20 protein-coding genes and 7 pseudogenes are annotated in these 25,772 nt (G+C 66.7%); 18 read left to right on the top strand and 9 right to left on the bottom strand.

Annotated features, from left to right (window positions below; genetic code table 11):
* The 3 genes from ACGF8A_RS33565 to ACGF8A_RS33575 form a co-directional block, all read right to left on the bottom strand.
* Positions 1 to 143: GTP-binding protein (locus ACGF8A_RS33565; protein ID WP_393114484.1), on the bottom strand; the 143-nt coding region annotated here is incomplete at its 3' end.
* A gap of 7 nt (positions 144 to 150) precedes the next feature.
* Entirely contained in the window at positions 151 to 321 is a 171-nt protein-coding gene (gene rpmF, locus ACGF8A_RS33570) for a 50S ribosomal protein L32 (protein ID WP_007387878.1), read from the bottom strand.
* Positions 322 to 954: 633 nt separating this feature from the next.
* A complete protein-coding gene (locus ACGF8A_RS33575) occupies positions 955 to 1,380 on the bottom strand; it encodes an SsgA family sporulation/cell division regulator (RefSeq protein WP_393114443.1) in 426 nt (141 codons plus the stop codon).
* Between the two features lie 2,526 nt (positions 1,381 to 3,906).
* On the opposite strand from ACGF8A_RS33575, the gene ACGF8A_RS33580 reads away from it, so the two are divergent.
* The 4 genes and pseudogenes from ACGF8A_RS33580 to ACGF8A_RS33595 all read left to right on the top strand — a co-directional run bounded on the left by ACGF8A_RS33580 (position 3,907) and on the right by ACGF8A_RS33595 (position 8,040).
* Positions 3,907 to 4,674, top strand: a complete 768-nt coding sequence (locus tag ACGF8A_RS33580; protein WP_393114446.1) for an SDR family NAD(P)-dependent oxidoreductase — start codon at positions 3,907 to 3,909, stop codon at positions 4,672 to 4,674.
* Positions 4,675 to 4,834: 160 nt separating this feature from the next.
* Positions 4,835 to 5,302, top strand: a complete 468-nt coding sequence (locus ACGF8A_RS33585) for a MarR family winged helix-turn-helix transcriptional regulator (RefSeq protein ID WP_393114449.1) — start codon at positions 4,835 to 4,837, stop codon at positions 5,300 to 5,302.
* Between the two features lie 416 nt (positions 5,303 to 5,718).
* Positions 5,719 to 7,158 carry an NADP-dependent phosphogluconate dehydrogenase gene (gene gndA, locus ACGF8A_RS33590; protein ID WP_393114452.1) on the top strand — a complete coding sequence of 480 codons (1,440 nt, stop codon included), beginning with the start codon at positions 5,719 to 5,721 and terminating at the stop codon, positions 7,156 to 7,158.
* Positions 7,159 to 7,171: 13 nt separating this feature from the next.
* Positions 7,172 to 8,040: pseudogene (locus ACGF8A_RS33595) on the top strand (sigma-70 family RNA polymerase sigma factor).
* A gap of 48 nt (positions 8,041 to 8,088) precedes the next feature.
* Here ACGF8A_RS33595 and ACGF8A_RS33600 read toward each other — a convergent pair.
* From ACGF8A_RS33600 to ACGF8A_RS33610, 3 genes and pseudogenes are all read right to left on the bottom strand, one after another.
* On the bottom strand, positions 8,089 to 8,310 hold the full coding sequence (locus tag ACGF8A_RS33600) for a hypothetical protein (RefSeq protein WP_393114455.1): 222 nt from the start codon (positions 8,308 to 8,310) through the stop codon (positions 8,089 to 8,091).
* Between the two features lie 391 nt (positions 8,311 to 8,701).
* Positions 8,702 to 9,010, bottom strand: a pseudogene (locus ACGF8A_RS33605) (ISAs1 family transposase); the annotation flags it as partial.
* Positions 9,011 to 9,034: 24 nt separating this feature from the next.
* A complete protein-coding gene (locus ACGF8A_RS33610) occupies positions 9,035 to 9,310 on the bottom strand; it encodes a transposase family protein (protein WP_393114458.1) in 276 nt (91 codons plus the stop codon).
* A 299-nt stretch (positions 9,311 to 9,609) separates the two neighbouring features.
* On the opposite strand from ACGF8A_RS33610, the gene ACGF8A_RS33615 reads away from it, so the two are divergent.
* Positions 9,610 to 9,957 (top strand): ArsR/SmtB family transcription factor, encoded by a 348-nt coding sequence (locus ACGF8A_RS33615; protein WP_393114461.1) that lies wholly within the window; start codon positions 9,610 to 9,612, stop codon positions 9,955 to 9,957.
* Positions 9,958 to 10,058: 101 nt separating this feature from the next.
* Here ACGF8A_RS33615 and ACGF8A_RS33620 read toward each other — a convergent pair whose 3' ends face one another.
* Positions 10,059 to 11,267 (bottom strand): ISAs1 family transposase, encoded by a 1,209-nt coding sequence (locus ACGF8A_RS33620; RefSeq protein ID WP_393114464.1) that lies wholly within the window; start codon positions 11,265 to 11,267, stop codon positions 10,059 to 10,061.
* 261 nt (positions 11,268 to 11,528) lie between these two features.
* Between ACGF8A_RS33620 and ACGF8A_RS33625 the strand changes: the two are divergent.
* The 8 genes and pseudogenes from ACGF8A_RS33625 to ACGF8A_RS33660 form a co-directional block, all read left to right on the top strand.
* Positions 11,529 to 11,804: pseudogene (locus ACGF8A_RS33625) on the top strand (transposase); the annotation flags it as partial.
* A 775-nt stretch (positions 11,805 to 12,579) separates the two neighbouring features.
* A pseudogene (locus tag ACGF8A_RS33630) lies at positions 12,580 to 12,870 on the top strand (DDE-type integrase/transposase/recombinase); the annotation flags it as partial.
* 79 nt (positions 12,871 to 12,949) lie between these two features.
* Positions 12,950 to 13,134: pseudogene (locus tag ACGF8A_RS33635) on the top strand (transposase); the annotation flags it as partial.
* Positions 13,135 to 13,348: 214 nt separating this feature from the next.
* Positions 13,349 to 13,606 (top strand): hypothetical protein, encoded by a 258-nt coding sequence (locus ACGF8A_RS33640; RefSeq protein WP_393114467.1) that lies wholly within the window; start codon positions 13,349 to 13,351, stop codon positions 13,604 to 13,606.
* Positions 13,603 to 13,992 carry a hypothetical protein gene (locus ACGF8A_RS33645; protein ID WP_393114469.1) on the top strand — a complete coding sequence of 130 codons (390 nt, stop codon included), beginning with the start codon at positions 13,603 to 13,605 and terminating at the stop codon, positions 13,990 to 13,992. Before ACGF8A_RS33640 ends, ACGF8A_RS33645 begins: the two co-directional genes overlap by 4 nt.
* Positions 13,993 to 14,312: 320 nt before the next feature.
* A pseudogene (locus tag ACGF8A_RS33650) lies at positions 14,313 to 14,591 on the top strand (transposase); the annotation flags it as partial.
* Between the two features lie 1,341 nt (positions 14,592 to 15,932).
* Entirely contained in the window at positions 15,933 to 16,331 is a 399-nt protein-coding gene (locus ACGF8A_RS33655; RefSeq protein WP_393114472.1) for a hypothetical protein, read from the top strand.
* A 550-nt stretch (positions 16,332 to 16,881) separates the two neighbouring features.
* Positions 16,882 to 17,043, top strand: a pseudogene (locus tag ACGF8A_RS33660) (IS5/IS1182 family transposase); the annotation flags it as partial.
* Positions 17,044 to 17,235: 192 nt separating this feature from the next.
* On the opposite strand, the gene ACGF8A_RS33665 reads toward ACGF8A_RS33660, so the two are convergent.
* Complete coding sequence (locus tag ACGF8A_RS33665) at positions 17,236 to 17,763, bottom strand: transposase (RefSeq protein WP_393114474.1); 528 nt, start codon at positions 17,761 to 17,763, stop codon at positions 17,236 to 17,238.
* Between the two features lie 167 nt (positions 17,764 to 17,930).
* Between ACGF8A_RS33665 and ACGF8A_RS33670 the strand changes: the two genes are divergently transcribed.
* The 3 genes from ACGF8A_RS33670 (at position 17,931) to ACGF8A_RS33680 (ending at position 23,747) form a co-directional block, all read left to right on the top strand.
* Positions 17,931 to 18,770, top strand: a complete 840-nt coding sequence (locus ACGF8A_RS33670; protein WP_393114477.1) for a YceI family protein — start codon at positions 17,931 to 17,933, stop codon at positions 18,768 to 18,770.
* Between the two features lie 980 nt (positions 18,771 to 19,750).
* Positions 19,751 to 22,951, top strand: coding sequence for an amidohydrolase family protein (locus tag ACGF8A_RS33675; RefSeq protein WP_393114487.1), 3,201 nt, complete (start codon positions 19,751 to 19,753; stop codon positions 22,949 to 22,951).
* A 664-nt stretch (positions 22,952 to 23,615) separates the two neighbouring features.
* Positions 23,616 to 23,747: a hypothetical protein gene (locus ACGF8A_RS33680; protein ID WP_393114479.1), complete on the top strand. Its 132-nt coding sequence runs from the start codon at positions 23,616 to 23,618 to the stop codon at positions 23,745 to 23,747.
* Between the two features lie 23 nt (positions 23,748 to 23,770).
* Here the strand turns inward: ACGF8A_RS33680 and ACGF8A_RS33685 are convergent, their stop codons facing one another.
* Positions 23,771 to 24,193 carry a RidA family protein gene (locus tag ACGF8A_RS33685; protein ID WP_393114481.1) on the bottom strand — a complete coding sequence of 141 codons (423 nt, stop codon included), beginning with the start codon at positions 24,191 to 24,193 and terminating at the stop codon, positions 23,771 to 23,773.
* A gap of 470 nt (positions 24,194 to 24,663) precedes the next feature.
* On the opposite strand from ACGF8A_RS33685, the gene ACGF8A_RS33690 reads away from it, so the two are divergent.
* On the top strand, positions 24,664 to 25,455 hold the full coding sequence (locus ACGF8A_RS33690) for a S8 family serine peptidase (protein WP_393114489.1): 792 nt from the start codon (positions 24,664 to 24,666) through the stop codon (positions 25,453 to 25,455).
* 96 nt (positions 25,456 to 25,551) lie between these two features.
* A partial coding sequence (locus tag ACGF8A_RS33695; protein WP_393114491.1) for a transposase occupies positions 25,552 to 25,772 on the top strand: 221 nt, incomplete at its 3' end.

The following is a 25,772-nucleotide window of genomic DNA, read 5'->3' on the forward strand; positions in this document are numbered from 1 at the left end:
ACCTCGCTCATGTCGTTGACGATGACGGCGGCGCGCAGGCCCTCGCGGTTGGTGAGGACGTGGTTGAGCAGGGTGGTCTTTCCGGCGCCGAGGAAACCCGACAGGACGGTGACGGGAAGGCGCGGCGAGGGGACGGAGGTCATGCGGGGATCAGCCTTCGGGGCGCAGCAGACCGCGCTCGTACGCCTTGGCCAGCCGCTGGGGGACCAGGTACGGCACGCCGTCCACCGTGACCGTCACCAGCTGAGGCGTCGTGGCCTTCCACTGCGCGCGACGGTGACGGGTGTTGCTGCGCGACATCTTGCGTTTGGGCACGGCCATGGGGACCTCCGGGTTCGAGCGATGAGCGCGACAGACGATACATGAAAATGGATTTCATTACGACTGTGAGCTCTGTCAGTCGGCGTCTTCGGGTCGCCGTCTTCGCCACCTGCTCCGGTGGAAGGGCCGGACAGGCGGGGCCTCTATGCCCCGGGGCGGCGGTGTCCACCCGGGTGGCGTGAAACATCCGCCCGGCGCCTGCCGCCTCACAGCGGCCCGCCCCTCACCCCGCTGCTGCATCCCACCGGCCGGGGCTTCTCTCACGAGGCGTCATCGAGGGTTCACTGGTATTCGCCCGTCCGGCCTTCCCCTTGCCTGTCGCCTCCGGGGGAACGGAGGTCCTTGGGCTTCTTCCTGGAGCTTCGCACCCCCGCCGTTGCCAGCGGCGCACGTCCAGGCGAGGACGGGTCATCGGACACGAACCCGGGACTACCCTGTCATCGGCGACACCGCCGACCCCCTCTCCAGGAGCATCCACTCAACACACGCGACCTCGTGTCGCACCTTCACCTGGAAAGTGCTCTTCTCCTTGCAGCCAACAGGATCCTCAGCAAGCCCTATCGTTGCAGGTCACGGGCACTTTCCGTGTTTCTGATCAACTGCTGGACAACCCACCTCGTGAAAGCGCGAGGTCTAGCCTCCGGCCAGCAGGTGACTGAATTCGGCATCTATGTCGAACTGGCCGGACTCGGCTCCCCACGGCACTACCGACTGGGTCCGTCGCAGGAAGGTCTCCAGGTCTACCAGTGGGACTTCGATGAGGGCCCGCCTCCCGCGTGAGCCGAGAGCGACATACAGCACGTCTTGCGCGGGGCCGACGGCCGCCGGCCATATCTGGACGTCGCCTTCACCAGTGCGTCGCGTAAGCCCTTCAGCGACCAGATCCCGGCTAAAGGTCCACTCAACTGCCTTGTCGACGTCAGCAATTCGGAAAGTCGCGTGGAGGGCATAGGGGTCGTCTGCGGTGTATCGCAAGCTCATTCGTGCTGGGACCCAGTCCACGAAGGTTTGCACGATACGCACATACAGATCCGTCTCCGCTGATCCGGAGAGTTTCATTGCTTCACTCCAGTACTTCCCTACGGGGGCGCAACGGGTCACCGGCTGCGCCCCCACTGTGAGCCCGCGTTCGGGTCGTTGTCTAACCAACCGAGTGCGAGCTATCAGGCGGAACTGGCGTGATTGGCTCAGCGGTGCTGCGACCTGTGGTGCCAGGACCGGTCACGGTCGTCGTTGTTGTAACGCCAGGACCGGTCACGGTCGTCGTTGTTGTAACGCCAGGACCGGTCACGGCCGTTGCCGCGGTCTCCGCGCTCATCACGGTCCTGACCGGCTCGAATTTCGTGATAGGCGGACGAGGACACCCGGACCCCGGCACTCTCTGAGGTCACCGCTGAAGCCGTTCCCCCACTAGCGAGGACTGCTCCGCCGGCGATCGCGGCGGAAACTGCAACGACCGACAAGCGCTCGATAAACTTTTTCATTGTCATCTCCTAGGGAATAGAGGGAACCGGAGGGGCTCCTCATGTTCGCTCTACGCCAGCCTACTTGAGAGGCCTTCGGGTTAATCACGTGTTATCGGTGAGGCTGCTCACACGCCTTCTCGTTAGCATTGTTTACAGCGCAAAGGGCAACAGCGTGTACACCGTCGATGCCTTGTCAGCAAGTGGCGCCGTACTGCCAGTTGATCGGCCTCAATTTTCGGAGCTCCGACCTGTGCACACTCACACTGCTGCCTGTGCCGAATTCCCTGCGCGAGCACCTATTGGAGTTGCTGCGACAAGCAGTTCGCTCGGCAAGGCGGGGAGCCCGCCCCGATTGCCCAACGGTCTCGACCTGGACTTGGACGCGTGTGATCCGCGGCAGCAGCCTGCCTTGTGCCAATCACGGGTTGACCATCTCGCTCAGTGGGGCATGGACCCCATGACTCGGGCAACCGGCCCCGGGGGAAGCATGTTGAGCGTGCTGTCGCCGGGATCAGCGTCATGGCCCAACCGCCACTCATCCCGCGCAGCGCACTGACGAGTGCGATGGCTCCTGGGAATAGACGGGCAGGAGACCTAAATTCAATGACCATAGCCACAAGCACGACCGCAGAGTCCGGGCGCGACGACCTCATGGAGGCCCACGCCCCAGGGGTGAAGCTCGCCAAAACAGCCCCGCCTTTTACAAGGCCATGTTCGCCCTCGATGGGGCGGCGGCCGCGGGCCTTGATCCAGTCGTGAGGGAGCACGGCCAAGCTCCGTGCTTCGCAATTGAACGGCTGCGCCCACTGCGTTGACGAGCAGTGCAACGCTTGGCGGTGTGGCGTGAGACATCGTTCTTCACAGTCCGCGAGCGTGCAGCCCTGGCTCTGGCGGAGGCGGTGACTCGACCATAAGAGGGCGGCGTTCAGGACCAGATCTACAACGACGCCGCCAGGGTTTTCGACGGGGCGGAGATGCCACAGCTGATCGTTGCGCGCGTTGTGATCAATGCCTGGAATCGCATGGGCGTCACCACACGGTTGTCTCCAGCGGTTTGCCCAGAGGAATCTGAGCGGTAGATGGAGCCGCCGAGTAGCCGAGAGGTGAGATCCTTCCTGCTACTCGGCGCACTGGCCAGCAACGCCCTGTACGCATGGAGCGTCGAGGGGATTGCGACCTCAGCGTTGGAGTGCTGTAGCCGGACCCCGTCGAACGGGCAACTTCTCAGGAATCCGGTGTCTTCGACAATCAGCACGGCGGCCCGCTCATCTGCATGTTCCAGGGCGTAGTCCAATCCGCTCGATCCTGCCCAGCCATCAGCGAATGCATCAGGGCTGCCCTTCGGAAGCTTGAACCGGGTGGTGCCGAAGGAAAGACAGGAACACCGGGAACCACAGTTGCGAGCCGTGAACCTTGCTCAACGAGACTCCGCAGCCCGGGCTTGCGGGGCCGTGGGTGCGTGCGCTACCAGCCGGGCGCTGTCACGAACCGTAGGGCAAGTCCATCACGACCTCGTCGGGCACGTCGCGATCGGTGCCGAACTATGCGGCCCGGCCGGCTTGCACCACGAGGCTGGGGTGGCGACCGTGCCGGGGATACGGATTCGGCGTAGCCGGGGATTTAGTGATGACGGTTCGATCGTGACCATCGCGGTCATGCTCCTCAGGTCGGCGTGTGACAGATAGTTCAGTTGGTGTCCTACAACGTCTGACCGGCACACTCGCCCCATATCGTTCGGTACATGTAGAACAATCTAAGCGGTTGGCGGCGAGCGCGCCACTAGGGCCGGGGTGATTTGGGCCTCGTAAGCAGGAGGACGTGTTGGGTCCACGATCCGTGACCGCCGACGTAGGTGCAGCCTCTGCTGGATGCCCTGCCCCGGCGGAGTGCTGATCAGCGCCACGACGAACGATTGCGTGTAGCAGCCGATGCGGCGGCGACCGGGCCCGATGCCCGGAAAGCGCAGGACGTGCGGCGCGCCGCGTGTGGGCGGCTGATGCCCGACCCCGTACGACTGTGAGGGCAGCTCCTTGGTGCTGTCACAAACTGCAGGGCTGTCCTGTCGGAAGAGTGCATCGGCAAACTTCGCCGAACATCGAACATCGAACAAGGAATCCTCATGACTGTGAACTCCGCTGATCACCACTTCTCCGGGAACGTAGCCATCGTCACCGGCGCAGGCTCCGGCATCGGGCGGGCCACGGCCATCGCGTTCGCCCAGGCAGGCGCGCATGTGCTCGGGGTGGGCCGCCGTGAGGCGCCGTTGCGGGAGACGGCGTCGGCCCACCCCGAGATCGACGTCCTGGCGATCGACATCTGCGACGACGGCGCGCCCGCGGCGGTGGTCCGTCGCGCGGTGAAGCGATGGGGACGTCTCGACTACCTGATCAACAACGCCGGCGCGACGGCGGTCATGCCGCTGGCCGAGACCGAGAAGCAGGTGATCGTCGACCTCTTCGCTCTCAACGTCGTTGCCCCGAGCCTGCTGGCCCACGAGGCGCTGCCTCACCTGCGCGAGACCTCGGGGACGATCGTCAACGTCTCCAGCACCTACGGCCACCGCCCCATGGCGGGCGGCGCCCACTACTCGGCAACCAAGGCGGCCATCGAGCAGATGACCCGGAGCTGGGCACTGGAGCTCGCCGGTGAAGGGGTACGCGTCAACTCCGTGGCGCCGGGTCCCACCCGCACCGACGTCATGGTGCACGCCGGTCTCACCCCGGAGGCGGCCAACGACATGTACGCCTACGAGCGTGACCGGATCCCCACGCATCACATCGCGAGCGCGGACGAGATGGCCCACTGGATCCTGAGGCTGGCAGAGCCCGCCGGCCGCCACGCCACCGGCCAGGTGATCACCGTCGACGGCGGCCTGGAACTCATCTGATCTCTGCGCCAGCGGATGATCAGGCCTGCGGGCGGTCCCAGCGGTCATGGGCCGCTGGGACCGCCCCCTGGCCGCAATGGTCCCGTGAGGCACAAGCAAACACCCGGCGTAGCTTTCCACTTAGCCGCCAGGCAAGCGCGCCATGCCCTGGGAGGGCGCAATGGAAGAACCAACGACCGCACACCAGCGCTGGAACACCTTTGACAACCTCCATCGCCATGTTTCCCTGCGCATCGATCGGCAAGTGAACAAGGAACTCGGTATCAACACGCGCGACTACCGAGCCCTGGTAGCGCTGAAGGACCACAGTCCCTTGTCCGGCCCACCGCTGCGCAGCGTCATAAACGCGACGGGGCTGAGTGCGTCCGCCACCAGCAGGCTTCTCACTCGTCTGAGCAGACGAGGTCTGATCTCCATTCACGAAGGCACCAGTGACCGGCGCACCCTCGGCATTGACCTCACGCCCGAGGCAGTTGAACTGGTACACCGAGGCGGCCCGGTCGTGGAACGGGTCACGACTGCAGTCGTCGCTTCGCTGAACCCTGGCCACAATCACCCGCATCTGCTCGGGTTTCTGCGACCGGAGAGCCCAGTGCGCGCAGGGGCTCTGCGAGAAGAGGCCTCCTGAGCTCCGGGGGCATAGGCAAGATCGCGACGTTCACGGCGCAAGGACATCGGACCGCTCGACGGGCAGGGTGGCAGCGGATAAGCCCCAACACTCGTCCGTGCCTTGTAGGCCGGCCGAAGACTTGCGCGCACGTGAGCAGCGTCAGCGAGGACGGCCGTGTCCCAGCAGCTGACAGGTGCTTGCACCGGCACCTACCTCTGATATTGTTCGGCATACTACGAACATAAAACAAAGCCGTGTGCGCTCCAGTGTCGGCGCCACGGGGCTCAGGCTCCCACTGTCGGTTCCGGCTGCAACAGGTTCGTCGAGCCTCGAAGGCCACGCGCGCCACGAGGCGCCCCCGGGACCACCGGACGAAGACCTGGTGGGCTGCACGAACCGCACCGCCAATCCCCCCATCAAGGAAACCCCACACCATGAGCACAACAGCACACATCGGGGTCACCGGCCTCGGTGTCATGGGCCGCAATCTTGCCCGCAATTTCGCCCGTCATGGATACACCGTTGCCGTACACAACCGCACCGTGTCCCGCACCCGTGCACTCCTCGAAGGATTCGGTCAGGAAGGCTCCTTCGTGGCGGCAGAGACCGCCGGGGAACTCGTCGCGACACTGGAGCGGCCCCGACGCTTGATGATCATGGTGCAGGCGGGTGCGCCCACCGACGCGGTGATCGACGAGTTCGCCCCACACCTGGAACCCGGCGACATCATCATCGACGGCGGCAACGCACACTTCGCGGACACCCGACGCCGCGAGGCCGCGCTCCGGGACCTGGGCATCCACTTCGTCGGCACGGGCATCTCCGGCGGCGAGGAAGGAGCCCTGAACGGACCTTCCATCATGGTCGGCGGGTCGGCCGAGGCCTATGCCGTCCTCGGTCCGATGCTGGAGGACATCAGCGCCCAGGTGGACGGTGAGCCCTGCTGCGCCCACGTCGGCAGCGACGGCGCCGGTCACTTCGTCAAGATGGTGCACAACGGCATCGAGTACGCCGACATGCAACTCCTCGCCGAGGCCTACGACCTGCTCCGCCAGATCGCCGGTTACACCCCTGCCGAGATCGCGGAGGTCTTCCGTACGTTCAACCGAGGGCGCCTCAATTCGTACCTGCTGGACGTCACCGCCGAGGTACTCGCCCACACCGACGTCCACACCGGTTCGCCCTTCGTCGACATCGTCGCCGACGCCGCGGGCCAGAAGGGGACCGGGCGCTGGACCGTCCAGGCCGCGCTCGATCTCTCGTCGCCGAGCACGACGATCGCCCAGGCCGCCTTCGCCCGCTCCGCGTCGGGCCGCAGCCATCTGCGGTCCGCCTACCGTGGACTGCCAGGCGGTACCCCCGTGCCGCTGAGCCGCACAGAAGCCGAACGCTTCGCCGCGCAGGTCGAGCACGCGCTGTACGCGTCGAAGGTCATCGCCTACGACCAGGGCTGGACGATGATCCAGGACGCGGCAGCCACGTACGGCTGGAAGATCGACCTCGCCGCCGTCGCACGCATCTGGCGCGCCGGCTGCATCATCCGCGCCGCCTTCCTCGACCGCATCCGCGCCGCCTACACGGCCAACCCGCACATGACGAGCCTCCTGGCCGAGCAGAACTTCGCCGAGGAGATCACGGACGCCCAGGTGCCGTGGCGGGAGACCGTGGTCTCCGCCACACGGCGCGGGATACCCGTACCCGCCCTCACCGCAGCACTGTCCTCATACGACACACTGCGCGCCGAACGCCTGCCGACCGCCCTCGTCCAAGGACAGCGCGACTACTTCGGCGCCCACACCTACCACCGCACCGACCTGCCTGGACGCTTCCACACCCACTGGGCGCAGCCCGAACGCCCCGAATCGGGGCAGTAGCGGCGCCAGTGACATGCACACCAACACACTAGATTTGCTCGACCAAGCGACGAGAGACTTCATGGCGGTCCGACGGAAGCTCTTCGGCATCGCGTACCGCGTGCTCGGTAGTTCCAGCGAGGCCGAGGACGTCGTGCAGGAAACCTGGTTGCGGTGGCACGGGACCGACCGCACCGTGATTCGCGAGCCGGCCGCGTTTCTCGCCACGATCACCACCCGCCTGGCCATCAACCTGGCACAGTCCGCCAGGGCTCGACGAGAGTCGTACATCGGGCCCTGGCTCCCCGAACCGCTCGACACCAGTGCGGACCCGCAAGCCGGCGCCGAGCGCGCCGAAGCACTCGAACTGGCTGTGCTCCTCCTGCTGGAGAAGCTCAACCCCGTGGAACGCGCCGCCTACGTCCTCAGAGAAGCCTTCGGCTACCAGTACGCGCAGGTCGCGGACATGTTGCAGAGCACCGAAGCCAATGCCCGCCAGTTTGTGAGCCGTGCGCGCAAGCACCTTGCCGCCGACCGCACGCAACGCGTCAGCACATCCGAACACCGACGTCTCCTGGATGTCTTCCTCACCGCGGCACGGACCGGCGATCTGCAAGGTCTGGAGAGCGTGCTCTCCGCCGACGTCATCAGCTACTCCGACGGCGGGGGAGTGCGGGGCGCGTCGAAGATCCCGGTCACGGCGCGCCCGCGTCGGGAAGTAGCTGGTCGCGTTCTCCCCGCGGTTCTGACCTCAGGCGCACGTCCGATGGGTCGAGGCCAACGGGAGACCAGCCGTTCCGGGCGGGGCCCGTAGCCCTGCGGTGCGTTGACGCGTCGTCCGCGGGGATCCGGCAGCTCATGTGGGTCATCCGGCCAAGCCGGCGCCTATCGGTGCCTCAGTAACGCGTTGAGCGAAGCAAACCTCAGTGAGGGGCCGTGGGCAGGGTTTGATCAAGTTCCCTCGGTTCCCGGGTTGTTGGTGATGCCCAGGAGTGGAAGTGCTCGTTCGGGTTGGTCGCAGATTGCGCGGGTGGTCTTGGCGATGTTGTCGGCTCCCAGGGTTCTGAGCAGGCCGATGGCAAGGTTGCGGAGGGTGGCCATGGCCCGGGGTGCGGTTCCGGTGTGGACGGTGGAGGCGTCCTCGGCGAAGGTCACGTCTCTCACGTCTCTCACGTGGTGCAGGGCTTCCACGGTCCAGTGGCCGCGGATCGCGGCGGCGAGCTCGGCGGGGCCAACCTGGTGGGCGTCGAGGCTGGTGACGGCTTAGACCGTCTCGCGGGTTTCGCGTCGGCCGGTCTGCCTGCGGCGGCGGCGGACGCGGACGGCCGTCCGGGCGTGAGGGAAGGCGATCCCGTCGAGTTCGTCCGCGATGCCGCAGGTCTTCACGGAGCGGGACTCGCGACGGCCGTATCCGGTGGAGGTCGTGGTGTGCTGGACGGGATGTCCCGCCAGGGCAGGGCCGCGAGCTGACGGGGTGCGGTCGGCTGGTTGGCTTTGATACCGCGATGTAGTGGGCGTTCTTGGTCTCGACCAGCCAGGTGACGTTCGCCTGGACCGAGTGCAGCGCGTCAAAGGTGACAAGAGCTCCTTGAAGGTCCAGCGGCTCGAGCAGGGGCCGGAAGTGCGTGGTCTCGTTCGTCTTCGCTCCCACCTCCGCCTGGGCGAGAGTCACGGCACGGTGGTGGGTGACCGCGGAGAGCAGATGCCGGCGGGTGGCGGTCAGGTGGGCCGATCCCTTCAGTGCCTCGCCGTCGACGGCGATCACGCGACGCGGTCCGGACCCGGCCCCGGCGACGTCGTGCCGGCCGGTGAGGTAGGCGCCGACGGCCCGGTCCAGGGCATCACCGTTGACAGCCTGCAGGACACGCCCGATCGTGGTCCGTGAGGGAGTCCGGCGCTACTGGAGCGGATGACGGCGCAAGCCGACGGCCACCAGCAGGGCGTCCGAGGCCCGCTCCGCCCACTCGGCGAGTTCGTCGACGCTCCTCGCTCCCGAGGCGGCCGCACAGGCACATATGAGGAGGATGGCGGTCAGCGAGTACCAACGGCCCTGCCCCCCACGCGGGTCGGGCACCAGCTCCAGGTAGGGGCGCAGGTCAGCGACCCGGCCGCCGTCCAGCGGACCCGGCTTCACCAGCACTGCGGGGATAGGGGAGGATACAGCGGCAGGCACGGGCCACCTCATGATCGTTGAGCTTCGACACCCCAATGATCACGAAGCCCGTGCCTGCTCTGCTATGCACCCCAACCGGTCTCAGCCCGACCCAGCCGCACGACTCCGGAACTTGACCAAGCCCTGGGCCGTGGGGGCACCGAACGGCGTGCTGATCAACGACCACGCGGTCCCTGGTCAGATGGCTCGCCGGGTGCGCTCTCGTCAAAATATGCGGTTTCCACTCGACTATTCGACCCATGGTGGAAGCATCTCGCCTCAAGTTCGACTGGAACCGAACTAGCGCTATACTGATAGGTATGCCTGATCACTCACCATCAGCCAACCGCGACATCGAACTGCCCCGCCTGCTGGGCGCTCTGAGTGATCCAACGCGGCTGGGGATCGTCCGCTTGCTGTCCGACGGACATGAACGCGGCTGGGGACAGTTGTGTGCCCCGGTTGCCAAGTCCACCATGAGTCATCACCTAAAGGTGTTGCGCGAAGCAGGGGTGACGCAGACACGCCAAGAAGGCACACGATGCTATGTGACGCTGCGACGAGACGCTCTGGATGCCCGTTATCCCGGGTTGCTCTCGGCCCTGCTGTCCGCGACCGTCGCGAGCAAGGTCGGAGAGCACGTCACCGAACGGGACACGGTGGCGTGATTACGACGCCGACTCTGCTGCGCAATTCCCTGCGGGGGTGACGGCGGGCACGGGATGATCGTTCCTGTGGCTGTTGTTCTGTCGTGCGGCCGTGGGAGTGGTCAGGGCTTGATCAAGTTTCTGTGAGTGTCTGGGTCGTTGGTGATGCCCAGGATGGCGAGTGCTCGTTCGGGTTCGTGGCGGATGGCGCGGGTGGTCTTGGCGATGTTGTCGGCTCCGAGGATCTTCAGGGTGCCGATGGCGAGGTTGCGGATGGTGGCCATGGCGCGGGGTGCGGTGCCGGCGTGAACGGTCGAGGCGTCCTCGGCGAATGTGACATCTCGGATGTAGTGGGAGGAATTTTCGATTCCCCAGTGCCCGCGAATGGCGGTGGCGAGGTCGGCGGGGCGGGGTTGATGGGCGGCGAGGCTGGTGACCGCGTAGACGTTCTCGCGGGTCTTGGGCCGGCCGGTGGGCTCGCGGCGGCGGTGGACGCGGATGGCGAGGCGGGCGTGGGGGAAAGCGATGCCGCCGAGGTTGTCGGCGATGGCGCAGGTCTTGATCGAGCGGGACTCGCGGCGGCCGTGGGCGGTGGCGGAGGCGGTGTGCTGGACCTTGATCGACGTCCAGGGCAGGGCGGCGAGCTGGGCGTAGGCGGTGGGCTGGCTGGTCTTGATGACGGCGATGTAGTGGGCCTTCTTCGTCTCGACCAGCCAGGTGATGTTGGCCTTCACCGAGTGGAGGGCATCGAAGGTGACGACGGTGCCGGCGAGGTCGAGCGGCGCCAGCAGGGGCTTGAAGTGGCGCACTTCGTTGGTCTTCGCACCGACCTCGACCTGGGCAATCGTGGCGACGCGGTCGTGGGTGACCGCCGAGAGCAGGTGACGGCGCGGTGCGGCCAGACGGGCTGAGCCCTTGAGGGCTTGGCCGTCCATGGCGATGATCTGACGCGATCGGGCCTCGGGCATGTCCGCGGGCGCGGTGATGCGGTGCTGGTCGGCCAGGTAGGCGCCAACGGCCTGGTCCAGGGCGTCGCCGTCAAGTGCCTGAAGGACGCGTCCGAGAGTGACCGGCTTGGGGCTGCGCCGCCAGCCGAGCAGGTGACGGCGTATCCCGAGGGATGCCGGCAGCGAGTTCGTGGCCCGTTCGCCGAACTCGGCGAGTTCGTCGATGCTCTTCGCGCCGCAGACGGCTGCGCAGGCACACACCGGCAAGATCGCCGTCAGCGAGTACCACCGGCCCCGGCGTGAGCGCGGATCCGGAACTGATTCGAGGTAGGGACGCAGGTCAGCGATCCGGTCCGCATCCAGCGGACCCAGCTTCTCCAGCACGGCAGGGATGGGGGAAGATGCAGCAGCAGGCACGGGACGTCCTCGTGATCATCTGGCTTCGACACCACAATGATCACGAACCCCCGTGCCTGCCCTGCTATCCGCCCCTACCGGTCTGATCGCCAACCCTCCACGCAATCACGGAACTTGACGGAGCCCTGGGGAGTGGTGTGGATGTCGTTGCGGCCGAAGGGGCTGCCGGAGATTCCGGATCAGACGGCAGTGGTGGCCCGGGCTGCGTTCCCGCAGGGGAGTCTGGCGATGCGGGTGCGGGACCGGCTCGCGGAGGTCTTCGCGGACGAGCCGTTCGCCGAGGCGTTCGGTGTGAGGGGTGCTCCGGGGTTGTCGCCTGGGGTGTTGGGCCTGGTCACGGTGCTGCAGTTCGCCGAGAATCTGACTGACCGGCAGGCTGCGGTGATGGCGGTGCGGGCCATCGACTGGAAGTACGCGATGGGCGTGGAGCTGGCGGATACCGGGTTCGACGCCAGCGTACTGAGCCGGTTCAGGGCCCGGCTGGCCGAGCACGGCATGGAACGTGTGCTTTTCGACCGGCTCCTGGAACACAGCAAGGCCAAGGGGCTGGTCGCGGCCGGCGGTAAGCAGCGCACGGTCTCCACCCATGTGATCAGCGCGGTGCGGGACTTGAACCGTCTGGAACTGGCCGGGGAGAGTGTGCGGGCCGCGTTGGAGGCGCTCGCGGTCGCCGCGCCGTCCTGGCTGGCCGGGGCCGTGGACGTCGCGGAGTTCGCCCACCGGTACGGACTCAGGGTGGACGGCTGGCGCATGCCGTCCTCGCAGACCAAGCGTGACCGGCTCGCGCAGGTCTTCGGCCAGGACGCGCTGGCGTTGTGCCGGGCGGCGTGGGCGCCCGGGACGCCGGGATGGATCCACGAGATCGAGGCCGTGCAGGTGCTGCGGCAGGTCCTCGTGCAGACCTACTACCTCCGCACCGACACCCCGGGCTGGACAGGGATTTCCCCGGCGTCGAGGACGCCGAAGGTGCCTTCGGGGACGTACACGTTGTGGGTCGTGGTCATGAGTCTCTCCCGGCTGGTGCGTCATCGCTCCGGGTGGAAGCGTGCCATGGTTCGCTCGCGTGGGGGCGGTACGCGGACCGTCCTCGCGGGGCCGGGGCGCGGTGACGGACGTGCGACGCGAGGAGGGGGCATGAGGCGAAGTGCGTGCGGGACACGGGGGATCGGACACGGCGGTCGGCGAGCCGGAGGCCGTGTCCGAGCGGCTTTCGACGGTGGCCCGCCAGACGTGCGAGTTGCTGGAGCGGGACGCGTATCTGGGGGTGCCGGTCTACGCGGGCGCGGCCCACCGCGAGGTCATGCCCTCAGTCGAGCACCGCTCCCACAAGGGACTGAACAACCGGGCCGAGAACAGCCACCAGCCCACCCGGCAGCGTGAGCGGGCGATGAAGGGCTTCCGCTCCGCCGGCGCAGTGCAGCAGTTCCTGTCCGCGTTCAGCGGGATCTCACCCCATTTCCGGCCCCGCCGCCACCTGATGGCCGCACCCGACTACCGAGCCGATATGACCGTCCGCTTCACCATCTGGGAGCAGGTCACCGGAGTTGTCGGCCTGCCCACCACGGCCTGAGCAACAGAGCCAGAACCGGGCTTCACCACACCCCGACGCGCCGTCAGACACCCACACACCCAACAACATGACAACGCCCCTCCACACACTGCGGGAGTTCGAGCAGTTCTACAAGGCGCACCGGCCGCACCAGGGCATCGCGACCGCCCGCCCGCTGCACCCCCTGCCACCCCGATCACCGACCTGGACGCTATCGTCCACCTCGACGTACGACGACGCGACCGCTTCGGCGGCCTCCTCCATGAGTACCAGCATGCTGCGTGACCAGGCTGGATGAGGTTTCCGGCAAGGGCAACGCTGACCGTCGAGCCGGGCTAGGCCGAGGCCCTCTCCCAGGTCACGGACCAGTTCTCCGCCGCCCTGGGCGGCCGTGCGACGCTGCTGGCGGCCACCGGATGACCGCCACGATCACGTGTCCCACATGAGCCCGCAATGAACCGATTGACCTGCGAGGCTCCACAAAAGTAGAGTCTGTGTCATGGAAGACAAGTCGCTACGCGTGGACCCCGACACCCACGCTCGCATCACCCTCATGGCCCGTGAGCGCGGGATGTCCGCCAAGGAACTCGTCCGCGCCTATGCCCTCGGCGACCGCACCGCCGCAGAGCGCGAGGCCGACGCCGAAGCCACCCGCGGGCGCATCAAAGCCCGCACCGGCCTCACCGTGACCCCGGACATGGAGGGAGCCGCCCGCGGTCTCGTCGCGAGCATGAAGGCCGAGGCCGCCGCCGCGTGAAGTACCACATCGTCCTCGACGACACAGCGCTCGTCGCCCTGCATCAGGCTCACCCCTTCCTGAACGGGCTCCTCGTCGAAGCGTCCCGCAGCGACGAGATCGAACTCCACGTGCCCGCAGGCTGCCTCACACACGCGGAGACAGAGCGGCCTGGCATCGCTTCCTTCGCTCTCGAAGAGCCCTGGCTCACCGTCGACCCGCTCGACGGTGAGGCCTCGGCAGCCGTCGCCCCGCTCCTGGCCAAGGGAGTTCCCCTCACTATGGCGCATGCCGTGCACGCCGCCACCCCAGCCATGCACGGACTGATCACTATGGCGCCCGAACGTTACGAGGCGTGGCCGGCTGTGCAGGCCCGCCACCCCGACCGACCGCATCCCTCGGAGTGATTCATCAGGTGCCGAACCTCCGGAGGCAGGCGCCGTGCCGGCGGACCAAGGGGCTGGCGGACCAAGGGGCTGGCGGACCGGGGGAGCCGGACTCCACCCAGACTGTCCTGCCCGTCTCAGGCCCGCGGCAGCAGTGACCGTGCTGCCGCATCCTGCCGAACTGCTGGTGGCCGAGAGCCACCCGGGCACCGCCGCGCACACGGCGCTGCTGATCTGCTCGGTCCCGGCGGACCTGTAGGCAGGCGGCGGAGGCGGCGCTGGGCGGTCCGGCCAGGTCGGAGACGGCGGCGGGGGACGGGCTGAGAACTCCGCACCGCCTGCACGACCCTGCCGGGAAGAACGGCGGCAACAGCCGCAACGGCACCCGTGCGAAGACCGTCCTGACGGACGTCGGCCCGGTGGAGATAGCCGTGCCGCGCGACCGTGAAGGCTCGTTCGAGCCGAAGATCGTCAAGAAGCGGCAGAAGCGTCTGTCCGGCGTGGACGAGATGGTGATCTCGCTGTCCGCGAAGGGCTTGACGACCGGTGAGGTCCAGGCCCACCTCGCGGAGGTCTATGGCGCCGAGGTCTCCCGCCAGACGATCTCCACGATCACGGACAGCGATAGTGATACCCGGGTCCCCGGCGGTCGTGACTCGATCACTGACTGACGTCCTGCTGGACTGTCTTCGCCTTGGTCTGTCTGGCTTGCCGGGGACCGTCCCCGAGGCCCCGGCCGGGTGGATCATGACCTCATAGGAGCCTGGCCAGAGGCCCCGTCGCTGTCCTGTCTGCCCCGCCCGGCCGGAGCCACCTCCGGTCAGGAAGGCATCTCCAGCATGACAGGAACGGACACCGAGGCAGCCACTGAACCCGTGGTGATCGGCGGGGTGGACTCCCACGCCGACACCCTCCACGTCGCCGTGGTGACCGACCGCGGCGGCCAGCTCGCCGATGCCGAGTTCCCCACAACGGCCGCCGGATACACGGCTGCTCTCGCATTCGTGGCTGCTCACGGCGTTGTTGCCGCCATTGGCGTGGAAGGCACGTCTTCCTACGGGGCGGGGTTCACGTCGGGCGGGACTTGTTCGCGACCAGGTCCCAGTCACTGCCTACCGGCGTCCAACACGCCACCACGTCCTCGGGGGACCACTCCCGGCGCATGAAGATCGTACCCCTCCGCTCCGACTGCTCGTTCGGCCTAACGAAGTGGCCAGGCGCGAAGCAACGGGCGGTCAGAAGCGCGGCGGCTACTTTGCACCGTGGGTCAGAGATGGGAGACCCCGGGGCCGTAGAGGACGGCACGGATTCAACGTGGTGGATAGCAGGTCAAGGCAGCGCTCGTGCGTCTCGGCAAAGGCGAGGTAGGTGGCCCTGCGTGATTCCCTCAGGGCCCGCGTCTTTCGGTCCCGACCTGATGGCGAGCCGTGTTACGGCCCGGCAGAGCCACCGCGAGGCCCGTCCCCGCTCCGGTGCCGAGGGCTCCGACCGTGGCGCCGAGCAGAGCGGCGAGTCCTGAGCCCATCGCGTCACTGTGACGGACCGGCGACGGCCACGGGAGATGATGATCAGCCATCTGACGAGGGTAGTCCGAAGGTCGGTGCCTTCAGGGCTTCAAGATCATCCCATGGCCCCTTTCGCGCTTGCCTGGGTCATGCCCCTGGAGCGTACGGGCGCGGAACCCGGCAGATCAGCCGGACAGAGAAGTGCCCGCACGGCGCGGCACACGCACCCCTTCGATCCAAATGTTACTCACGGGTCACGTGTCGCCTGGTTCGCTGTTCGTTAACGGCACCCCACCTCGGCAGGGTTGCGCGCGGGGTCAACTGCAAACCGAGCTTGATCAACCAAGTACTTGAAGCTACAATCAATTTCGCCGCCACCGCTCATCGGACTCCGCTTCAACGCGCTCCGTAGGCCGAGGCTGCCCTGTGTCCAATTTCAAGAAAGGCTGACTTCGCATGCCAAGCTTCAAGACGGCTCGCCGCCGTGCAATCAAGGGCGTTGGCGCCCTCGCGCTTGCCGTGGCCGCAATGACCACGGCAACATCGACTGCCGTGGCAGCACCCGTTTCCGCAACTGGTTGCGAGTATCTGAATACGTGGTGGAGCGAGGCCCAGGTACAGGTCGACAATTGTCCCGGTACCGGGTCGAGTTGGGTCTGGTTGTACAATAACAACCCCGAGTCACGCTATAAGCTTGAGGTGTGGTACGACAATGGCTTTGACTATTTCGAGGTAAACCCCCGTCAGGCCGCTTCTCGTGTACATTACACGCAGGACGTTAAGGCCATCAAGATTATCTATCCTGGCGGCTTGTTCGGCCATTCGAGTTCCAAGTACATCCAAATCAAGTACTAAGCATTCGTGACGGATCGTCGGATTCTCCGGCGGTCCGTTTCGGCTCGTCGGGTCGGTGACGGCAGGGTGATGGCCCGACTGTCGCGTCGGGTGGGCGCCGGGTTCCACGGCTCCGGTGAACGGTTCGAGTTCGTCAGGACAGGCCGTGCTGCTGGGCAGCCAAGGTCCGGGAATACGTCGTGTCGCTGGATTGCGCCTGTGATCACATCTGTCCAGGGTCAGTGGCGGGTGAATCTCTGAATACTCAATAGATTACAGAGGACTGCCCGGTTGGCGACCCGATACATCAGCGTCGCCGTCGGGAGCATACCGACTCCTGTCGATGAATCAGCCCTGGCGCGCCTGCCCTCAAGGGGCCTGAAGGGGATCGGTGCATGAAGCCCCCGGTGTGCGTTGCACATACCCTTGTGGGGGCGGTGTTCGACCGAGGGAATGACCTCGTGGTGGGCCGCACCGCAGAAGTGGAGGTTGTCGGTGACGACCACCTGGGCCACCGCATCGGTCTTCTTCAGGAATGCGGAAGAACCGTCTGGCCGCCCGCCCGACGCCACGCGCCGGCCATCTGTCCCACGCAAAGGTTCGGACGCTCGTCGAACAAGCCATCGTCACCTTCAAGTCCTAGCGGCTCCTGCACAAGCTCCGCTGCTCGACGACCTGGATCACGAGCCTCGTCCAAGCCGTCCCCACCCTCCATCTCGTCAGCTCAGACTGAGGACGGAAAGGGCTCTGTGACAAATAATGACTCTCCGGGGTCACTGGCCGTCGGGGAAAGCTGCAATCGGAAGAAAGAAAGCGGCCCGCTGCAGATCATCCGACGCTGCGCAAGCTGTCGATTGAGCGAGGTAGCGATCCAGGGCAAACACCTTAGGTTCCCTTTTCATGACGAGGCTCTTCTTGTGGCATGCTACAGGAAAAGCCTCGTTTCATATTTTCTGGGTGTATCAGGGGGTAAACTGCAGTTTTCCTGCGTTCGTCTGCCCGCGGCAGTGTCAGTATTTCCTGTAAGGGCCGCGACCGAGGGAGCCCGGCGGCGGTAGCGGGGCTGGGGCACGCAGCGATCCGGGGTCACAGGCTCCGCGTCGAACGGGTGGGCCCTCACCTCGCCGCGGACGGCGAGCACATAGCCGATTCCCCGCTGGGCCAGGCCGGTCCGCAGATGAGCCTTGGTGCCGTAGGCGGCGTCGGCGACCACGAGCGGCGGGCTCATGCCCCAGTCGGCAAGAGTGTCGAGCATGTCCAGAGTCAGCCGCCACTTCTCGCGGTGACCGGCCTCGGGCCTCACGCCGCCGCGGACCGCGACACCCCACCGCTTGGGTCGCGCGTCTGTATGCTTGCCTTCCTCACATCGATTAGGCATGCACTCAATCTCCGGCGCGGCCTCGCAACTCCACGCCCTGGATTTCGTGACAGGTCCACTTCGTTTCTGTGGCATGATCTTGCTCGGCCCACTTATGCGGCAGCGTGATTCGGAGGCACCTCAGGGCCCCCTCCGACCCGCAGGCACCAGCAGATCAATCCGGGGAAGACGGCATGCCTCTGAGGCTATTCACTCGCAAACGCGCAGCAGACCGGTTCGAGGGGGCCAGCCCATACCCTCCCGTGCCGGACGGCGCGGGTATTCTGCAGTGCAGGATCCTTGATCCACTAGGTTCGCCTCTCGGAGGGGCCACGATCAGTGTGCGGGCAACACATCTGCCACACCAATTCGTCGGCACCAGCGACTCGTTCGGCCTGTTCATCGCCGCGATGCCGCCCGGGGAATACACGTTGCAAGTTTCCATGGAGGGGCTCGAGGCCGTCAGCCGTAAAGCGTTCGTCGCAGCTGGTGTGCCAAACCCCACGGAAGTATTCCAGTTGGTGTCGTCGGCCACCAAGGCCTTGCCCACGCCAGGCTATTGGGTCTTCGATCCACCGCACACCGCCATTCGTTTCATAGCTAAGCATGTAGGGATGGCCAACGTTCACGGCCGCTTCACCTCATTCAGCGGCAGCATTCACATAGCGGAGCACATGCCGGATTCTCAGGTGGAGGTCACCATCGAGGCGGCGAGCATCACGACGGGCAACCGAACCCGTGACCGCCACCTGTGTTCGGCTGATTTCCTGGACGTTCAGGCCTACCCTTACATTCACTTCGTCAGCAAGCGTTTCGTGCACCGCAGCGGCAACAGGTGGAGCACTCAAGGCTCTTTGACCATGCACGGCATTACGCGCTCGGTGGATCTGGACACCACATACCTGGGTGCTGTGAACGGCGGTTACGGTACCGAACTGCGCTGCGCTGCGCTGGCGACCGCTGAATTGCACCGAGAGGACTTCACCCTCGACTGGCGGTCTATGCTCGCGCGGGGCATCGCAATCGTTGGCCCGCGGATCAAGCTGGAAATCGACGTACAGGCAATGCACGACGTGCCTAACATTCCCACACCACCCCAGTAATCCTCCCGAATGTAATCAGCGGCTTCGCTGGCCATATGTCGGTGGCAGGGTCATTCGGTCAGCCACCGAGCCGGGCACTCTTGGTAGTCAGTGGCCCAGCGCACCTCGTGAAGCGAGGCGCTGTCGGCTCGTGCGGGCGGCGACCAGTTCCGCGTACACGGTGCTGGGGCAGCGCGGCCGCGGCCAGGCGCGCGGATCAACTCGACCCGTTCAGCGGCGCTTTGCAACAAAGACGCCGATGGCCTCGCGAGTCGCCTCGTGGGGCCATCGGCGATTCATGCCCCAAATCAGTGCGCGCGTGAGGCTGAGCTGAGTCTGCGTCGACGGCACCGACCGCGTGCCGCTCACCATGGCCTCCGACCTTGCGCAGTCGCCCGCGGTCTCCGTCCTGCACGGCCTCGGTCATACCAGGCAGCTACTGAGTCTCGGTCAGCGATGAGCAAACCCCGTTCAGGCCGCTGGTCCAGCCAGTCTGGCGCAACGCGCCGGCCACTGCGCCAGCGGGTCCGACATCGGTACCAGGACGAGCACTCAAGGACCGGGAACCGGTGCGCAGATGCTGCTCCAACGCTGGTTCTGTCGGAGCCGGCCCCCGGGGGGCGAACACTGGCAAATCCGCACGTGTCCTTCGGCGGCGGGCGATGGGCTTGCTCGCGGGTGCGTTCCGGCGCGCTCCGCGCGTTCGGCGCTGACGGCGCTGACGGCGACGTACTGGCGGTGGTGGCAATCGGGGACAGCCAGATTCATTTTTCGCAGTTGCAGGCATGTGTCATGCAGGTGGACGAGGTCGGGGCCGCCGCGTGAAGCGTCCTGGCTGCTCGGCTCCTCCCCGGAGTACCAATGCGGGTGGTGAGTTCGATGGCGGCCCACGCCGGGAGGTGTGAACCCGAGTCGTGCTGACGAACGCGGCCCAATACCCGGCCGTATGGGGTCAACTCGCCTTTCTGTCCTGGCAGTCGCGCCCATGTGTGTCGTTGATAATGGCTCGCATGGTTGACAACAACATGCCTCCGCGTAGACACGTACTAAAGGCAGGCGTCGCCGGCCTGAGTGCCTCCGCCCTTCCGCTGAGTGTCTCGGAGTCGGCACATGCCTCTGCCGTTTCCGCGCGTGCTGCCGAGGCTGCCGACAGCACGAGGCACCTTCGCTTCACCAGTGGGACCAATGCGTCCGTGGTTGTCTCACCCTCCGGCCTCGCGCTGATCGCCGAGGTTCAAGGCGTGCTGTGGTCGATACCTCGCACTGGTGGGACGGCGACAGCGCTGACGGCCCCGGAACTGGAGCCGACGCGCGTGGCATGGTCACCCGACGGCTCGCTGCTCGCCGTCTGCGGTTTCCAGGGCGGTGCTTTCCATGTGTGGACGATGCGTCCCGATGGGACCGGGCTGCGCCAGCTGACGTCCGGCCCGTGGGACGACCGGGGGGTGGCATGGTCACCCGATGGTTCTCTGATCGCCTTCAGCTCGGAGCGGGGCGGGGATCCGGTAGCTGGTAGTTCGTACAAGATCTGGACGGTGAACATTCGCTCCGGTGAGCTGAAGCAGCTCACCGACGAGGCTGGCTCGGAGGACTTCGACCCTGCCTGGCATCCCGATGGCACGCGGCTGGTCTTCGTCAGGAGCAGATCGGACGGCGGGCGCGCGCTGGCGTCCGTTCCGGCCGGCGGCGGAGCCGTCACAGTGGAACGCACTGTGGACGCGGGTACGCTCGTAGGCCCTGCGGTCGGTGCGGACGGCCGGGTGGCCTACGTGTACCTCGGACAGGTCGGCCCGTCCACGCACGCGGCCGGCTCTACGCTTATGGTCGATGGCGAGCCGGTCACACATGACGAGGACGTGTCTCCCCACCCGCCCTCATGGAGCGCGGACGGAGAACTCTTCTACGTGGCCGACGGGCAGGTGCGAATGCGACGTCCCGGAGCAACGGGCGCACCGTCCGCCGTGGAGCAGGTTCCGTTCACGGCAACGCTCAGCGTCCCGCGCCCTGTCTACACCAGGAAGCGGTACGACTTCGACTCGACAGCCACCCGGCCGGTTCGCGGTGTACACCTCCCGAGCCTCTCCCCAGACGGGCAATCTGTCGCGTTCACCGCTCTCAACGCTCTGTGGGTGATGCCGATCGGTGGTCGTCCGCGCAAGCTGGTGCAGTCGAACGCGTACGGATATGTGCAGATGCCCTCCTGGGCGCCCGACGGACGCAGCGTGCTGTATTCGTACGAGGGTGGACCGGACGGCAACGGGCTCATCAGCGTGCACCGGTACTGGCTCAACGACGGCCGCGACGAGGTGCTGGCGACCGGTGGTCGCCTCAACCCGGTTCTCTCCGCGGACGGCACCAGACTCGCGTGCCAGGACTCCACAGGCAACCTCGTCGTCAAGGAGCTCGCCACGGGGACCGAGAGGCTCCTTGTCGCACCGCTCGGTGGCAACGGCCTGCCCGGATGTCCGAGCTGGTCGCCCGACGGCCGGTACATCGCCTTCTGTGACCGCAACCGGCTCAATCAGCGCTTCCGCGAGGGGTACAACGTCGTTCGCGTCGTCGACACCGGCACCGGACGGTGGACCGCGCATCAGCCCATGCCGCACGCATCGCTGTCCGACCGGGGGAACGCCGGTCCTGTCTGGGCGCCGGACGGTTCGGCGATGGCATTCATCATGGAGTCCGCTCTGTGGGTCATGCCGGTGCACGCCGACGGCACCCCGGCGGGCGGCGCGAGCCGTCTGACGGACGAGGCAGCCGACCATCCTTCCTGGTCAGGAGACTCGCGCACTCTTCTCTACGAGTCCAGTGGCACGCTCCGTCTCATCAACCGCGACGGCTCCAATCCCCGCACCGTTCCTGTGCCTCTGGGATACAGTCGCCGCCTGCCATCCCGGACCGGCGTCACAAGGGTGCACGCGGGACGGCTGTGGGACGGGACCAGCGACACGGTCGAACGAGACGTCGACATCGTCATCCAGGCCAATCGCATCGTCGCCGTGGAACCTCACCGCTCGGCGGGCGCGCCCGGCGACAAGCTGATTGATGCCTCCGAACACACCGTCCTTCCGGGCCTGTGGGACGCTCACACCCATCCATGGCAGTACACCTACGGTGGCCGGCAAAGCAGTCTCATGCTCGCCTACGGCATCACGTCCAATGCCTCATTGGGCGGCTTCGCCCACGAGGCGGTCCGGATTCGCGAATCCGTCGCGGCGGACACCATGGCCGGACCACGCCTGTTCGCCACAGGTGAGTTGATCGACGGCAGCCGGGTCAGCTACAGCATGGGGCGAGCGCATCAGACACGCGACGGTGTCCGGCGCTCCTTGGACAGGGCGGTCGCCCTTGACTACGACTTCGTCAAGACCTACGTACGCGCCCCCGCCCGTACCATGCAAGAAGCAGCCCGCACCGCCCACGAGGAGCTCGGCGTGCTGTCAGGAAGCCACTTCCTGTCGCCGGGAGCCGGTGTCGGGCAGGACCTCACCACTCATCTGAAGGCTACGCAGCGCTCCGAGTACGGACGTGCGTACTCGGCCACTGGACGGTCCTTCCAAGACGTCGTGGAAACCTATCGAGGAGGTGACTTCAAACTCATCATCACGCCGTTCACGGCCCTCTACCTGCTCGGTGCCGATCCGTCACTGGCGAAGGACCCCAGGGTCACCACCCTCATGCCGCCTTGGGACGCTGCGTTCGTGAACGCCTACGCAGCGATCCCGCCGAGCGAGGAGGCCCTGCGGGGCATCGCTGAGGAAATGGCCTTCTACCGGCGTCTCCTCGCCGACGGCGGCACGCTCGCGCTCGGCACCGACGCGCCGCTGACACCCATCGGCCTGCACCTTCACCTCAGCCTCCGCGCCCTGCACTCCAACGGCCTGTCCACCGCGCAAGTACTGCGCTCGGCCACCTCGGTCCCCGCCCGGCTCTTCGGCGCCGAGGACGACCTCGGAACCCTGGAGCCGGGCAAGTTGGCCGACCTGGTGGCCGTCGACGGCAATCCCTTCGACGACTTCGACGACCTCGTCCGCACTTCCTGGGTCATGCGCGACGGCATCGTCCGCCGTCAGGCAGACCTGGTCGCGGCATTCGCACCGCCCGCAACCATGGAATCCGCGGCGGGTCACGTCGATTGGCTTGACGTGAGCCGGCGACTGCGCCAGGAACCGTGCTGCTCCTTGCACGCGTTCACTCACTGACCGCCAGGGTGCGGTGGGGGTCACACACTCCCACCGCACCCTTCCGGGAGTGCGCTGTCTCAGCCGTCCACCGCAAGTGCCTTCATCGGGCTCACCCGTGCCGCGCGGCGTGCCGGAAGGGCGCCCGCGACAACGGTGAGTGGGTCAAGGCAAGGACCAGGCCGAGCAGATGAAAGGCGGGGACCGATCGGAATCCCGAAGGCACCGGCTTTGAGGATGAGCCAGGCGTACGGGATGGCGAGCAGCAGGCCCATCACGGCGCCGACCGCGCCGTGCAGGGCGGCCTCCAAGGTGCCGGTCGCCGGCGCCTCCGCCTGGCCGCGGCCGTTGGTAGCCGTGACTGGCGGGCTGCGTCTCCCAAGCGTTGCGGAACACCTCCGCCGAGTTGCTCAGCAGCGCGTCAGGACCGTGGGTCCGTCCGCCGTCCGCCGCTCGATCGGCACGTTGACCGTGAGCGGCATCTCCTGCTGAACGTATCTGTGGACCGTGTCGACGAGGCTCCCGATGTGGACACGACATCCTGTTCACCCGGCGAATGGCCGCCCTCATCCAGTCTCGGCTGACACCTCGGACCGCTCACGAGGCTATGGTCACTGCTCGCCGCTACGGCGGAACCGCTGCCGCGGCAGTCAAAATCGCTTATCTCGCGGTGAACGAGGACGCCGTGCGCTCTACGGCCATCGAGATCGCCGAGGGCCAGGCGAGCAAGGCGGGCGGCACCCTCGGGACTGTCAAGGAGCGCATGTACGCGCCGGCCCTGGCAGCGCTGACCGACACCGTCCGCGAGTACTCCTGAGCCGCTCGTCACGTGGCGAGTGCCTATGTCGTCGTTTGGCCATGGGGACGAACGGCCACCGCCTCGATCTCGAAGAGCATTCCGGGCAGAGCGAGCGACGCCACCCCGCAGAGCGTCTGTGCGGGGAGCCGCTCCCCGAACGCCGCGTGCATCGCCTGGCCGAGAATCGCAAGTTTGCCGAGGTCGTGGTCGACGACATAGGAACCCAGCTGAACCACGTGCTCGAGGCCGAGCCCGGCCCCCTCGAGAGCGTGCCGCAGGTTGGTGAGGGACAGGTCGACCTGTGCAGCGAAGTCGCCGGGCACCGCGGCCCCGGTGCTGTCAGAGGCGTATTGGCCCGCGATGAAGACGAGTTCACCGGGGGCGGAGACGGCATGGCTGTAGCCCAACGGGGTGGGGTCGTGCAGCGTGGCCGGGTTGGTGATGACGCGCTGGTCGCTGGTCACTGGGAGTCCTCTCCATGCAATGGAGTTCGGTGCTGTGGGCCGAGGCAAGCGTGTACTGACGCCTTCACAGTGTGCTGTCGCTGCTCCGCTGCCGTCGCCGCTGTCCTCATCGTCCCCCGGTGCAGGCGCCGCGCCAAGAAACCGGCCCGCTGGGCGCGGCGGACCGGGCCCCGAACTGGCGGATGCCGGCAAGCATGAATCTCAAAGGCGAGCTGCTGGTGTGCTGGGCCCATCCTTGGCCTGCCCGATTCGGCCCTTACCGTGCGTGCCGCCGGGCGCACGTGTGGCGGACATCTGACATGGCCAGACGCGTCAGGCCGACCTATGGCGCTACACCGACCCCACCCGGTAGACGGTGGCTCGGCGACGGTCGTGACGAAGCCGGCCGTCATATGTGACTCGAGGGGTGGGAACAGGCAATGAGACGCAGACCCAGAGCGGCGGCCGTCGCAGCGGCGGCCGCGGTGACGATGCTGGTCACCTTGGTACCGGCCGTGGCCGGCACCGAGGCGGGACCTCGCACCGGTCCCGGTGCCGACCGTTCGGTGGGGCCACGGGCAGCCATGCCGGGGCAGCGCGTGATCACGCTGATCAGCGGCGATCGCTTCGCGTTCACGGGAAGCGCGGGCGCTCTTGAGGTCGCAGGGGTCACTCCGGCAAGAGGACGCGAGCACATCGCGTTCACCCGCATCAGGGCCGACGGCCATGAGTATGTGATCCCGGTCGACGCGACCGAGGCACTGGGCTCCGGCCGACTCGACCGGCAGTTCTTCGACATCACCGCGCTCGTCGCGCAAGGGCTGTATGACACTGCCCGCGCCGACATCCCGCCTATTGTGACGGCGGAGGCGGGACCTGCCCTGCGCAGTTCGACGCAACGGGAGGCGTTCTCCTCGCTCGGACTGACGGCGCACACGGTACGCAAGTCCGAGACGGCGACGGCCTGGCGCGGCTTCCTGGCCGCTGCGGACGGCGCGTCGCGCACCGCCGGGCGCTACAAGCTGTGGCTGGACGCCAAGGTGAAGGCGAGCCTGGACCGCTCCGTCGCCATGACCGGCGCACCCTCAGCCTGGGGCAAGGGCCTCGACGGCAAGGGCGTCAAGGTCGCAGTGCTCGACAGCGGCTACGACCTGAATCACCCTGACCTGAAGAACAGAATCAGCGCCGAGAGGAACTTCACCTGGGACGAGAGCGTCGCCGACCTGAACGGGCACGGCACGCACGTGGCGTCGGGAGTGTTCAATGATCGGCGGATCCGATGATCAAGGAGACGCCAGATGAGCGACACGACCATCGAGCAGATACCGGGTGGCGAGCCGGCGGCGGCCGTGGCGGCGAGTGACGAGCAGTTGGTTGCGATGCTCGTGGATCGGGCCCGGTCGGAGGGCCTGCAGCTGACCGGGGAGGGTGGGCTGCTCCAGCAGTTGACCAAGCGGGTGCTGGAGTCCGCCCTGGAGGGCGAGATCACCGATCACCTCGGATATGAGAAGCATGACGCCGAGGGCCGGGGCAGCGGCAACAGCCGCAACGGGACCCGGGCGAAGACGGTGCTGACTGATGTCGGCCCGGTCGAGGTCAA

This window comes from Streptomyces sp. NPDC047706 (assembly GCF_043204795.1).
Lineage (GTDB): Bacteria > Actinomycetota > Actinomycetes > Streptomycetales > Streptomycetaceae > Streptomyces.

Bases quoted from the DNA above. Each gene is read 5' to 3' on its own strand.
- rpmF (WP_007387878.1), bottom strand. From the start codon at position 321: ATGGCCGTGCCCAAACGCAAGATGTCGCGCAGCAACACCCGTCACCGT.
- ACGF8A_RS33575 (WP_393114443.1), bottom strand. From the start codon at position 1,380: ATGAAACTCTCCGGATCAGCGGAGACGGATCTGTATGTGCGTATCGTG.
- ACGF8A_RS33580 (WP_393114446.1), top strand. From the start codon at position 3,907: ATGACTGTGAACTCCGCTGATCACCACTTCTCCGGGAACGTAGCCATC.
- ACGF8A_RS33585 (WP_393114449.1), top strand. From the start codon at position 4,835: ATGGAAGAACCAACGACCGCACACCAGCGCTGGAACACCTTTGACAAC.
- gndA (WP_393114452.1), top strand. From the start codon at position 5,719: ATGAGCACAACAGCACACATCGGGGTCACCGGCCTCGGTGTCATGGGC.
- ACGF8A_RS33615 (WP_393114461.1), top strand. From the start codon at position 9,610: ATGCCTGATCACTCACCATCAGCCAACCGCGACATCGAACTGCCCCGC.
- ACGF8A_RS33640 (WP_393114467.1), top strand. From the start codon at position 13,349: ATGGAAGACAAGTCGCTACGCGTGGACCCCGACACCCACGCTCGCATC.
- ACGF8A_RS33655 (WP_393114472.1), top strand. From the start codon at position 15,933: ATGCCAAGCTTCAAGACGGCTCGCCGCCGTGCAATCAAGGGCGTTGGC.
- ACGF8A_RS33665 (WP_393114474.1), bottom strand. From the start codon at position 17,763: ATGCCACAGAAACGAAGTGGACCTGTCACGAAATCCAGGGCGTGGAGT.
- ACGF8A_RS33675 (WP_393114487.1), top strand. From the start codon at position 19,751: ATGGCTCGCATGGTTGACAACAACATGCCTCCGCGTAGACACGTACTA.
- ACGF8A_RS33690 (WP_393114489.1), top strand. From the start codon at position 24,664: ATGCTGGTCACCTTGGTACCGGCCGTGGCCGGCACCGAGGCGGGACCT.